The organism is Exiguobacterium sp. s91, assembly GCF_018618915.1.
GTDB classification, from domain to species: domain Bacteria; phylum Bacillota; class Bacilli; order Exiguobacteriales; family Exiguobacteriaceae; genus Exiguobacterium_A; species Exiguobacterium_A abrahamii.
In genome coordinates, this window is the sequence record NZ_JACSMZ010000001.1 from 1,022,527 (window position 1) to 1,034,559 (window position 12,033).

The following is a 12,033-nucleotide window of genomic DNA, read 5'->3' on the forward strand; positions in this document are numbered from 1 at the left end:
TTGAAAGCAATGATTCGGGATGTAAACAAATATGTAGGAGAAGAAGTGACGATCGGGTGTTGGTTAGCAAACAAACGCTCAAGCGGTAAAATCGCCTTCCTCCAACTTCGGGATGGCTCTGGATTCATGCAGGGTGTCGTCGTCAAAGAAACAGTCGGCGAAGACTTATTCAAGCAAGCAAAAGGCTTAACGCAGGAATCATCACTATGGGTGACAGGTGTCATCAAATCAGATGGCGGTCGGACAGCGATCGGTCATGAAATGGAAATTTCAAAAATCGAAGTCATCCATGAAGCGATCGATTATCCGATCACACCAAAAGCACACGGAACGGACTTCTTGATGGATAACCGTCACCTCTGGTTGCGTTCAAAGCGTCAGCATGCGGTCATGGTCGTTCGGAACGAATTGATTCGTGCGACGTACGAATTCTTTAACCAAGAAGGATTCATTAAAGTGGATCCGCCAATCTTGACAGGTAGCGCACCAGAAGGAACAACAGAATTGTTCCACACGAAATATTTCGAGGAAGATGCGTACCTTTCACAATCGGGTCAGCTTTACATGGAAGCGGCAGCAATGGCACTTGGAAAGGTCTTCTCGTTCGGTCCAACGTTCCGTGCTGAAAAATCAAAAACACGTCGTCACTTGATCGAATTCTGGATGATGGAGCCTGAGATGGCATTCCACGATCACGAGATGAACCTCGAAGTCCAAGAAAACTATGTTTCGCACCTTGTGCAATCGGCACTGAAAAACTGTCGTGCGGAACTTGAGTTGCTTGGACGTGACTTGACGGTCCTTGAAAACATTAAAGCACCGTTCCCGCGCGTCAAGTACACGGAAGCAATCGACATGCTCAAGGAGCAAGGATTCGACGATATCGAATTCGGCGATGACTTTGGTGCACCACACGAGACAGCAATCGCAAACAGCTTCGCACGTCCTGTCTTCATCACGCACTGGCCAAAAGCAATCAAACCGTTCTACATGAAAGAAGATCCGGAAAACCCAGACTTCGTCTTGTGTGATGATTTGATTGCCCCTGAAGGATACGGGGAAATCGTCGGTGGCTCACAACGTGAAGAAGATCATGAAAAACTCCTCGCAGAGATGAAGAAGCATGGTCTTGACGAGACAGGTGCTTATAAATGGTATCTCGAAACACGCCAATACGGTTCTGTTCCACACAGTGGCTTCGGTCTTGGTTTAGAGCGGACAGTCGCTTGGATCACAGGTGTCGAGCACGTTCGGGAAACGATTCCGTTCCCACGTTTGCTGAACCGCCTCTATCCATAAGCAGTAAGGAAAAACATCGACCCATCGTCTCGACGGGTCGATTTCTTGTTTAGACTAGAGAATCGAGGAAATACGATGAATCATAATTTAGTGCAATTATTCGAGGAAGGGACGGTCGTCTTACCGAAACGATTGTTCACCGAGGCAAAACGGTTAGGCATCAGTTTCGTCGAGTTCACGTTGATTGGTCAATTGTTTGCTTGCCGGGCAGAAGGCATGGAGATGCCGTCACCGGAAGAGTTAAGTAATCGACTTGGACTATCCGAGACGGAAACGATCGAGACGACACTCGGTTTATTACAAAAAGGATTACTGGCAATGGAGAACGTCAACGGGTCTGAACGTTATTCGCTTGTTCCGCTTTACGAAAAGCTGATGGCACCACCGGAACAGGAAGCACCGAACTTTGATACGATCAACCCGTCCGTCTTCCAACAATTCGAGCGGGAACTCGGGATGATGTCACCGTTTCAGATGGAGCAGATCATTCAGTGGTTGACGATCGAGAACATTTCAGAAGAGCTGGTGCTTGCCGCACTTCGAGAAGCGGTCTATCATAATGTCCGCAAAATGACCTATATCAATCAAATTTTGCGGACGTGGGAACGTGAAGGGATCAAGACGCTTGAGGATCTCGCAGGGCGGGGAGGTTAAGGAGATGTTACGAAAGGCAGAAATCGATCGGATTGAAGCAACGTTAGAAGAGATGTTTCCAGATGCATTTTGTGAGTTGATTCATCGCAACCCATTTGAACTGGTCGTAGCGGTCGCACTCAGTGCACAAGCGACCGACGTACTGGTCAATCAGGTGACGCCTGGGTTGTTCGCAGCGTATCCGGATCCTGCTTCGCTTGCTGCGGCACCCGTTGAGGAAATCGAGGACAAAATCAAACGACTTGGATTGTACCGGAATAAAGCCAAAAACATCAAGGCGCTTGCGGCACAGCTCCTTGCGCAACACGACGGAGAAGTCCCGACGGAACGCGCCGGGCTCGAAGCCTTACCTGGCGTAGGACGCAAGACGGCGAACGTCGTTCTGTCTGTTGCTTTCGATGTACCGGCCTTTGCGGTCGATACACATGTCGAACGTGTCTCGAAACGCCTCGGGATCTGTCGCTGGAAGGATAATGTCACGCAGGTCGAAGCAACACTGATGCGTCGTTTCAAACGGGAGCGTTGGTCAAAGCTCCATCATCAATTCATCTTCTTTGGACGTTATCACTGCAAGGCGCAACGTCCGAACTGTGAAGCGTGCCCGTTACTCGACATGTGTCGAGAGGGGAAAAAGCGGACAAAAGGAATAGCTACACCCTAAAAGGGACAGACTATAAAAAAGAATGACTCGTCATACGCAACTCCTACAGGAAAAGCGCATTTTGCGCTGTCAGAGACAAACAAGACCTGAGGAAAGAGCGTGAAAAGACGAGTCATTCTTTTTTATTAGATAAGGGTGACAGATCATTCTGCCACCCTTATCTTTGTAGAGACTAATTTTTGAGTCATTACCCATTCCAAGGAGTATCGGACCATTCACGACGCTTTTTCGTGATCGGTACTTTTTTGAATCCCCAGTTTCGGAAATCTTGGTCCGGACTATCGCGTCGAATGTAAATCTTATCTTTGATGGCTTTAAAAATCCGGTTTTCGTCCCCATAATGGACAAACCGTGGTTTTACCTCGATGACACCACGACGGACGCGAGATAAAGGTAAGCAGACCAAGTCGGCAATCTCAAGACCAGATTGGTAGAGGTCGCTGTCTTTTTCAGCAAAGATGAAGCCTTTGATTTTTTGACGGCTTTTTTCGACGTCGAGATGGACCGTTCCCGAATTGAAGATATCGAAGAACGCCTTTTGAATGAGCAAGTTTTGATAATCATCACGGCTTTCAAGAACGACACGCGCACTCGTTGCTTCTGTCTCATCGAGGAAGGAATAAAACGACTTCATCAGATGGGCGAAGGCAACGACATACGGATCCTTCGGTGTCGAGAAGAAGTCTTGTAGCTTCTGTTTATCGACTTCGACGCTGACGATCGTACAATCGATATCAACTAAAAATTCTGGTAAGGCGATCCAGAAATGACGTAACATATCGATCGTGATACCATCTTCTTTACCATACGGATGCTCAGCTTTTAAAATCTCCTTCAAATGAAGGGGAATATGCGGATCTTCAAAAACTTTTGCCTTAAAATCCATCAAACGTTGACGAAGCGGACTTGGTTCACCGGTCTCGTCCGAATCGATGGCATATTTATATTCCATCAAGACACCCGTTAAATTGAATTGTGTATTACCCTTCGGTGTCCCAGTTTCGTCGACGAACATAATGTATTTCTTCGGGGCAGGGGTCGAATTCTTAGGAAATCCTTTGACGTCAACGCCTTTGACGTTCGATTGTACCCGTTTGTTCAAATGAATCTCCTCCAATTGCACAATAATTACACAGTCTTTTCGAAAGAAATGCTCTTGATGCCACTTTACACGCTAGGCGGCTGAAAAGCCATAGCCTGATAAGTGAAACCGTAGAAACATTCCCTCGTATGATTAGGTGTTCGACTTAAGGAAGATAATTCCTGTTTTTAAATCGTTATTCTTCACCATTCATTAAGCGATCGATATAACGAACGGATTTAATCGTTTCATTGAAGCGTTTCAGACTCGTTTTCGGCTGAAATGCTTGGACGGAAATTTGCTTCAGTTGATCAACGGCGCTTTCGACCATGCTAGGTCGTAAGTAAGGACTATCTTGGGCATTCGTTTGCCACTGTGCAATCAGTTGATCCGCTCGTTCAACGAACGGTACGACGTCCCGATTGAAGTCATATTCGGTTCCGGCACGTCCTTCTTGATAAATACGTTCAATCTCTTGTAATAACGGTTCAATTGTCATTGGTTTTTAACTACTCCTCTCGGCCGATACGGTACAATCACATATCATGGTACAATAAACGCGATAGGAGGGGAATCGTTTTGAATTACCCGAATGGGAAAAAATTTCAAAAGCCACTCGAGTCGCATGGAACCCGAATCAAGAAGGCGCGATCAACCGATTCCACCTTTTCGAATCGAGGGATGACGCTCGAAAAATTATTGAATGAAAGTAATACGTTTTACCTGACTCATAATCGGGCAATCATTCACAAGAAACCCACTCCGTTACAAATCGTCCAAGTTGATTATCCGAAACGTTCGGCAGCGGTCGTCAAGGAAGCCTATTTCAAGCAACCGTCGACGACGGACTATAACGGTGTTTATCGCGGAAAATATATTGATTTCGAAGCGAAGGAGACGACGAATAAAACGTCCTTCCCGATAAAAAATTTTCACCCCCATCAAATCGCACACATGCGACAATGTGTCGAACATGGAGGAATTTGTTTTGTCATCATTCGTTTCAGTCTGTATAATGTGCAATATGTGCTTTCAGTCGAGCACGTGTTCCCCTGGTGGGATCAGCTAGAAAGCGGACGAAAATCAATTCCGCTGACGATCATTGAACGAGACGGTATCAAAGTCGAGACTGGCGCGTACCCTGCCATCGATTATTTAAAGGCAGTGGACGAACTATATTTCAATTCAGACACTTTTTGATTGAAGGAGAAGGATAGCATATGGAAAGAAGTCGTGTCGCACGTCGTGAAGAGACGAAGTCATCTGAGAAAAAGATGAAACGGACGAAACGTCCCCAAAAGAAAAAGTCAGGTGGAGGTTCCGGTGGGAAAGGTCCACTTTGGAAAAAGTTATTGCTGATCGCTACCGGATTATTCATCGTCATGATGTTAGTCGGAGGCGGATTTGCCGCTTACGCGATTGCTACGGCACCTGAGCTCGATGAGACAGAACTTCGAGATGCTCTGCCATTGAAAATCTATGCGAGCAATAAGGAAGAGATTACGAAAGGCGGAACGAGTCGAGAATACGTGTCAATCGATGAAGTACCGGAAGTCGTTAAAGACGCATTCATCTCGATTGAGGACCGTCGTTTCTATCAGCACAACGGAATTGATTTCCGTCGTCTGGGCGGAGCCATCATCGCGAACGTGACGGATGGTTTCGGATCGGAAGGTGCGTCGACGATCACACAACAGGTCGTCAAACAATCATTCCTTAGCTTCGATAAAACGGTCACGCGAAAAGTCCAAGAACAATGGCTCGCAATCCGGTTAGAGCAGGACTATACAAAAGATCAAATTTTAGAGATGTACTTGAACAAAAACTATTATGGTCAAAACTCGTTTGGGATTCAGACGGCTTCAAAAGCTTATTTCAACAAATCAGTTGATAAGTTGAATTATGCAGAAGCTGCGATGCTCGCAGGACTGCCACAACGTCCGACCGCATACGATCCAATTAAAGGAGATCCAAAACTGACGAAATGGCGTCAGACACAAGTTCTTGATGCGATGTTGACGACAGGCGTCATCTCACAAGCGCAACGAGACAAAGCGGTCAAACAACCGATCTCAAAATTAATCAATCCGGCGCCGAAGTCGACGAAGGATGAATCGTACGACAGCGTCATCTTCGATATGGTATCAAAAGAGTTAGAAGATGATTTTGGTTTAGAAGGAAAAGACATTTACGGTCAAGGGTTGAAGATCTATACATCGATCGATAAACCGATGCATGACTATATGAATGAAGCGATCAAGAAAGACCAAATCGTTCAGTTACCGGAATATGCGGAAACAGCTGCGACAGCGGTCAACACGCAAACCGGAGAAATCCTTGCGGTCGTTGATGGTAAAAATCCAGGTAAAGGCACAGCGCGACGAAACTTTGCGAATGAACCGCATCAACCGGGATCGTCTGCAAAACCATTCTTCGCTTACGGACCAGCGATCGAAAATGATAAGTGGTCGACTGCGAAACAATTGACGGATAAACCAACAGAAGTCAACGGCAAAGAGATTGGAAACTATTATGATGGATACCGTGGCACGAATACGATCCGCCACTGGTTAAAAATCTCGGCGAACACACCGGCCATCCAAACGTATCAAGAAATCGGTGGTGATTCAGTCGAGGCGTTCGCTGAAAAATCTGGCTTAAAGATGAAAGACGATGAGTCGATTTCGCCTGCGTATGCGATTGGTGGGATGAAACACGGTTTCAATACGACACAGATGGCAGGAGCGTATGCCACACTCGGTAATGGTGGCGATTATATCAAGCCACACGTCATCAAATCGATTGAGTATAGTGATGGATCGAAAATCAAATCACCAATCAAATCGAAAAAGGCAATGGAAGACTATACAGCGTATATGTTGACGGACATGCTGCGTGACGTCTTAAAACCAGGTGGTACGTTCCCGAGTGCTGGATTGTCATTTGATGCAGCCGGTAAGACAGGAACGACGAATGCCTATAAAGATGTCTGGTTCGCAGGATATACATCGGATGTCTCAATCAGTGTCTGGACTGGGACGACGAAATCCGGAAACAACAATGGAGCCGGACTTAGCGGTCCGTACAACAGTACGATGGCACAGCAAATCTGGAAAGACTTCATCACGAAGACACGTGATCGTACGCCAGCACCATTTGAACAACCTAGTTCTGTCCTCAGTATCGGAAACGAATTGTACGTGAAAGGGACGAAGGAACCTGTCGTTGAAAAAAAGACGGTACCCGCTCCGACTGGATTACAAGCATCTTACGATGAAGACACAAAGAGCGGTGAACTGACTTGGAACTATAATGATGCTGCGCTTCGTGCCAATGGGTATGACGATGTATCGTTTGAAGTGACGATGACAGATGCTGACGGTGAAACATCAACGATTGGTACGAGCACGACGAATCGAATTGCCATCAATGGTTTGAAACCAGGACGGTCAACGTTCCAAGTCGTAGCGAAAGCGTCTGGAGAGGAATCTGGTCCGGTCTCGACGACGGTAACCGTTACCGATCCTGAAGCAGAAGAACCGACGACGGATGAACCATCGACGGATGAACCTGCAACGGACGAACCATCGACAGATGAACCGACGACGGATGAACCTGCAACGGACGAACCGACAACGGATGAACCATCGACGGACGAACCTGCAACGGACGAACCGACGACGGACGAACCAACGACGGATGAACCGGCAACGGACGAGCCGACGACAGATGAACCGACGACGGATGAACCAACGACGGACGAACCAGCAACAGATGCACCGAATTCGAATGATGGAGCAAACGCGCAAAATAATTCGAATGGTTCGATGGAACGAAACAACAATACCAACAATCCGAATAACAGTGGAGATGACTCTGAAGATTAATAAAGGAGCGTCACTTGTAAAGTAGACAAGACCAAAGACGAGTAGTTCGTTCTTTGGTCTTGCCTCTTTTTTTGTATAATGAGAAGTGGAAGGAAGTGAAGGCATGCAAGCGAAACAAACGCTCGTTGCATTTCTCGAAGAATTGAAACAGGACCGCTCGTTCATGGAGCGGATTACGTATATGAAAACGATGGAAGCGACAGCTGGGCGCTATGTCGATTTTCCAGAGCGACTCCCGGAGCGTTTACGACAAGCCCTTCGCACACGTGGGATCACGCAATTGTACCGTCACCAAGGGTTAGCGTTTGAACGTGTACAAGCGGGAGAATCGACGGTCATCGTCACACCGACTGCCTCCGGAAAGACCTATTGTTTTAACTTACCGGTCTTATCGCACCTGCTCGAGCATCCGAACGCGCGGGCATTATATCTCTATCCGACAAAGGCCCTCGCACAGGATCAAAATAGTGAATTACTTGAACTGATCGATCAATTAGAGGCGCCGATCCGATGTTTTACCTATGATGGAGATACGTCACCGACGATTCGAACAAAAGTACGAAAAGCTGGTAATATCGTCATCACGAATCCGGATATGCTACATTCAGGCATCCTACCACACCATACGAAATGGATCGAACTGTTCGAAAACTTGAAGTATATCGTCATTGATGAGCTTCACACATATCGTGGCGTGTTTGGTAGCCATGTCGCCAATGTCATTCGTCGCCTGCGACGGATTTGTCGGTATTATGGTAGTGATCCCGTCTTCATCATGACGAGTGCGACGATTGCTAATCCGCAGGAACTAGCAGAACGACTGACAGAAAAAACAGTCGGTTTGATTGATGATAACGGTGCGCCAACAGGACGTAAACATTTTCTCGTCTATCAACCACCGATCGTCAACGCACAACTCGGCATTCGACGTTCAGCGACGCTTGAAACGAAACAACTGGCGATGCGTTTCATCAAGAAAAAGTTCCAAACGATCGTCTTTGCACGGTCACGCGTTCGCGTTGAAGTCTTACTGACGTATCTAAGAAGCATCTATCCGCATGAGCTCGGTCCGCGATCGATCGAAGGGTACCGGGGCGGTTATTTGCCGAGTGAGCGTCGCGATATCGAACGACGGTTGCGTCAAGGAGAGATCACCGGTATCGTCTCGACGAACGCTCTCGAACTTGGTGTCGACATCGGTCAACTGCAAGTCTGTATCATGAATGGTTATCCGGGAACGATTGCTTCGCTCTGGCAACAAGCAGGACGAGCGGGGCGCCGCCAAGATGATGCGTTAATCATTCTTGTCGCTTCTTCCGGTATGCTCGATCAATACGTCGCAGAACGACCAGAGTTGTTCTTGAATCAATCCCCGGAAGCAGCCCGACTCGATCCAGATAATTTGATCATTGCTGTCGATCACGTCAAATGTGCAGCGTTTGAACTGCCTTTTACGAAAGGAGAATCATTTGGAACGCTCGAGACGGAAGATATCCTCGAATACTTAGTCGAAGAGCGTGTCCTGCACGAACGTGGCGATCGATTTTATTGGATGAACGATGCGTTTCCGGCTCATGGAATATCGCTTCGGTCGAGTGATCAAGAGAACGTCATCATCGTCGATCAGACCGAGGTACCGAATCGAGTCATCGGTGAAATGGATACGTTTAGTGCGATGACATTGTTACATGACGAGGCCATTTATCTTCACGGAGCTGATCAATACCAAGTTGAGCATTTGGATTTTGAAGAGAAAAAAGCATTCGTCCGTGCCGTGGACGTTGATTATTATACGGATGCTAATTTTTCAGTCGACCTTTCCGTGCTCGAAGAAGATGAACAGTATGCAGAGGGAGAATATAGTGTTGCGCGTGGCGATGTTAGCGTCCGCGGAATGGCGACGATGTTTAAGAAGATTAAGTTTGGTACGCATGAGAACATCGGCTCTGGTCCGATTCACTTACCGGAACGAGAAATTCATACAACAGGTGTTTGGTTCACGTTACCCGATCACGCACGCTCTTCGACAGAGCTCGAACAAGTGCTAGAAGGAGTCGCGAATAGTCTCAGACGTGTCGCACCGCTTTATTTGATGTGTGATGCCAGTGATGTCTTCGTCGTGCCGCAAGTCAAGGCGACACACACGCAACAGCCAACTGTTTATCTATATGATCGTTACCCTGGAGGTGTCGGTCTCGCGGAGTCGATTTATAAGCAACGCGCTGTCATGTTGCGTGCCGCCCGTGATTCGATCGTCACATGCCCGTGTCAGGACGGTTGTCCTGCCTGTATCGGTATGGTTGGCGTAGCAGACGAGAAAGAACGAACGATTCAGTTGTTAGCAGAAATGGAGAAGGAACTATCATGAAAAATCGTCTTAGACGTATGCTGAAATCTACATCAGACGCCGCAACGGAGGATCAAGTGTCTTCCGCTCCTGAAGTGGAGACGCTGAAAACACCAATCGGGTGGACTGACGAACAGCAAGCCTGGATTGATCGTGGGGCCGATATCTTGACGTTCGAAGAAGAGTGGATCGTCAGGATCGACAAGCGATATGCATTAACAGATCGACATGGAGACCGAAGCTTTGCTGAAGTGTATAAGTCCTTACAATTGCCGCATCCGCCGCTTGCGTTAGATGTCCCGCTCGAGCAGGTCATTTTCTTTGATACAGAGACGACAGGATTACGAGGAACCGGAACGACGATCTTTTTACTCGGGTTCGCGCGCTTTGAGCAGGGCGGATTGCTGATGCGACAATATTTCTTACCGCATCCGCACTTTGAAGCAGCCTTTTACCATCACTTCCTGCACGATATCGGAGATGATGTCCGCTTTGTGACCTATAACGGGAAAAGTTTTGATTGGCCGCAAATCAAGACACGTCATGTCTTCGTTCGGGAACGTGTTCCGCGTTTGCCGAAAGTCGGTCATCTCGATTTACTTCATGTCGCGCGACGAATCTTTAAAGGAATGTATGATTCCTATCGATTGACAGCGATGGAAGAGCGAATCGGATTTGAACGGGAAGGGGATTTACCTGGATTTTTGGCGCCGATGCATTACTTTCAGTACGTCGAACACCAGCATCCGGATATCATGACAGGGGTCTTGCAACATCATCTGGATGACTGTCTGACGCTTGTCGGACTGTATGATGCGTGCAATCGACTCGTCACACATCGAGCAGAGGCGCCTTCTCCGATTCAAGAAAATATCGCGATTTGGCTGGCAGATCTCGGAATTCATGAAGGATCACACGCTCATTTTCAGCAAGTCAAAGAACTATCAGCAGAAGGATGGTTGCGCCAAGGATATTTGCATAAAAAAATGAAGAACCATGAACAAGCTCGGGATTGTTTCTTGAAGAGCGACAGTTATTTAGGGTACGTTGAGCTTGCGAAGTGGGCAGAGCACATTGCAAAAGATCCAGTGCTTGCTTATGATTATACGGAACGAGCACGACAACACGTCGAGCGACATCATTGGTTGATTACTAAAAAAGAACGAATCTTGGCAGAGCTGGATCATCGAGGACGTCGGTTGAAAAGGAAGTGTGACGCGTGAAAGTTGTCGCCATCACAGGATACAAACCCAATGAACTAGGTATCTTTGATCAAAAACACCCTGGTATCCGGGTCTTAAAGGCAGCATATCGTGAGCGAATGATTCGCTTAATTGAGGATCGAGGCACAGAGTGGTTTATCACGAATGCCTCACCGGGTTGCGAAATCTGGGCATGCGAGGTCGTGCTTGAATTAAAGGAAGAGTATCCCCATATTCGTCTCGGTATTCTTTTGCCGTTCTTGGAACAGGAAGCACGCTGGAAAGAGCCAGTTCAAGCGCAGTACCTTTCCATTCTTGAACAAGCTGACTTCGTCGAAGCAATCAGCCAGAAACCGTATACGGATCCATCGCAGTTACGTAATAAAACCGAGTTCATGATTCAAAAAAGCCAAGGATTATTGTCGGTTTTTGATGAAGAACATGGAGGATCAGCGAAATTTTTAGTAGAGCGTGCTAGAATAGAAATGGAACAATCCGATTATCAGTTGTTTTTAATTACACAAGATGATTTATCTTGGCTCGAACAAGAATTACAATACAATGATCAGTGGGAGTGAAGAGGATGTATAAGCCATTGTTGACAGCGGACGATATTTACAAAAAGGAATTCAAAACCGGCCTCCGTGGCTATGTCATCGAAGATGTCGATGGATATTTGGATCAAATCATTAAAGATTATGAAGGATTCGAACGTGAGATCGAACGTCTGAAGAAAGAGAACGAGGCGTTAAAACAAGCACCAGCACAACCGGTAAAACGTGAAGAGCGCCGCGTCGAGCAAGCGGAGCCACAAGTATCAAGTTCATCGAACTATGACATGTTACGTCGTATTTCAAATCTAGAGAAGGCCGTTTTCGGACGTCCGCACCAAGATTGACGCA

11 protein-coding genes are annotated in these 12,033 nt (G+C 47.0%); 9 read left to right on the forward strand and 2 right to left on the reverse strand.

Going from position 1 to position 12,033, the window contains the following annotated elements:
- The first annotated feature begins 9 nt into the window (after positions 1-9).
- From asnS to nth, 3 genes are all read left to right on the forward strand, one after another.
- Positions 10-1,299: an asparagine--tRNA ligase gene (asnS, locus tag KNQ06_RS05095; RefSeq protein WP_197273419.1), complete on the forward strand. Its 1,290-nt coding sequence runs from the start codon at positions 10-12 to the stop codon at positions 1,297-1,299.
- A gap of 75 nt (positions 1,300-1,374) precedes the next feature.
- Entirely contained in the window at positions 1,375-1,953 is a 579-nt protein-coding gene (locus tag KNQ06_RS05100) for a DnaD domain-containing protein (RefSeq protein WP_023468616.1), read from the forward strand.
- 4 nt (positions 1,954-1,957) lie between these two features.
- Positions 1,958-2,614 carry an endonuclease III gene (gene nth, locus KNQ06_RS05105; protein WP_058704905.1) on the forward strand — a complete coding sequence of 219 codons (657 nt, stop codon included), beginning with the start codon at positions 1,958-1,960 and terminating at the stop codon, positions 2,612-2,614.
- Between the two features lie 187 nt (positions 2,615-2,801).
- On the opposite strand, the gene KNQ06_RS05110 is transcribed toward nth, so the two are convergent.
- The gene (locus KNQ06_RS05110) at positions 2,802-3,716 is read right to left on the reverse strand and encodes a DUF3800 domain-containing protein (RefSeq protein ID WP_023468614.1); all 915 of its coding nucleotides are present in this window, start codon (positions 3,714-3,716) and stop codon (positions 2,802-2,804) included.
- A gap of 175 nt (positions 3,717-3,891) precedes the next feature.
- On the reverse strand, positions 3,892-4,194 hold the full coding sequence (locus KNQ06_RS05115; protein WP_023468613.1) for a DUF1798 family protein: 303 nt from the start codon (positions 4,192-4,194) through the stop codon (positions 3,892-3,894).
- Between the two features lie 74 nt (positions 4,195-4,268).
- Here KNQ06_RS05115 and recU point away from each other — a divergent pair, with 74 nt between their 5' ends.
- From recU to gpsB, 6 genes are all read left to right on the forward strand, one after another.
- Positions 4,269-4,895: a Holliday junction resolvase RecU gene (recU, locus tag KNQ06_RS05120; protein WP_215148244.1), complete on the forward strand. Its 627-nt coding sequence runs from the start codon at positions 4,269-4,271 to the stop codon at positions 4,893-4,895.
- A 20-nt stretch (positions 4,896-4,915) separates the two neighbouring features.
- Entirely contained in the window at positions 4,916-7,582 is a 2,667-nt protein-coding gene (locus KNQ06_RS05125; protein ID WP_215147466.1) for a PBP1A family penicillin-binding protein, read from the forward strand.
- Positions 7,583-7,685: 103 nt separating this feature from the next.
- Positions 7,686-9,950 carry a DEAD/DEAH box helicase gene (locus KNQ06_RS05130; RefSeq protein ID WP_215147468.1) on the forward strand — a complete coding sequence of 755 codons (2,265 nt, stop codon included), beginning with the start codon at positions 7,686-7,688 and terminating at the stop codon, positions 9,948-9,950.
- The gene (locus KNQ06_RS05135) at positions 9,947-11,152 is read left to right on the forward strand and encodes a ribonuclease H-like domain-containing protein (protein WP_215147471.1); all 1,206 of its coding nucleotides are present in this window, start codon (positions 9,947-9,949) and stop codon (positions 11,150-11,152) included. Before KNQ06_RS05130 ends, KNQ06_RS05135 begins: the two co-directional genes overlap by 4 nt.
- Positions 11,149-11,709 (forward strand): SLOG family protein, encoded by a 561-nt coding sequence (locus KNQ06_RS05140; protein WP_023468608.1) that lies wholly within the window; start codon positions 11,149-11,151, stop codon positions 11,707-11,709. The genes KNQ06_RS05135 and KNQ06_RS05140 overlap by 4 nt, the downstream gene beginning before the upstream one ends.
- A gap of 5 nt (positions 11,710-11,714) precedes the next feature.
- Complete coding sequence (gene gpsB, locus KNQ06_RS05145) at positions 11,715-12,029, forward strand: cell division regulator GpsB (protein WP_023468607.1); 315 nt, start codon at positions 11,715-11,717, stop codon at positions 12,027-12,029.
- Positions 12,030-12,033: the final 4 nt, after the last annotated feature.

Excerpts from the sequence above, each read along its gene's own strand:
- KNQ06_RS05115 (WP_023468613.1), bottom strand. The coding sequence starts at position 4,194 with ATGACAATTGAACCGTTATTACAAGAGATTGAACGTATTTATCAAGAA.
- asnS (WP_197273419.1), top strand. The coding sequence starts at position 10 with ATGATTCGGGATGTAAACAAATATGTAGGAGAAGAAGTGACGATCGGG.
- gpsB (WP_023468607.1), top strand. The coding sequence starts at position 11,715 with ATGTATAAGCCATTGTTGACAGCGGACGATATTTACAAAAAGGAATTC.
- KNQ06_RS05100 (WP_023468616.1), top strand. The coding sequence starts at position 1,375 with ATGAATCATAATTTAGTGCAATTATTCGAGGAAGGGACGGTCGTCTTA.
- KNQ06_RS05135 (WP_215147471.1), top strand. The coding sequence starts at position 9,947 with ATGAAAAATCGTCTTAGACGTATGCTGAAATCTACATCAGACGCCGCA.
- nth (WP_058704905.1), top strand. The coding sequence starts at position 1,958 with ATGTTACGAAAGGCAGAAATCGATCGGATTGAAGCAACGTTAGAAGAG.
- KNQ06_RS05125 (WP_215147466.1), top strand. The coding sequence starts at position 4,916 with ATGGAAAGAAGTCGTGTCGCACGTCGTGAAGAGACGAAGTCATCTGAG.
- KNQ06_RS05130 (WP_215147468.1), top strand. The coding sequence starts at position 7,686 with ATGCAAGCGAAACAAACGCTCGTTGCATTTCTCGAAGAATTGAAACAG.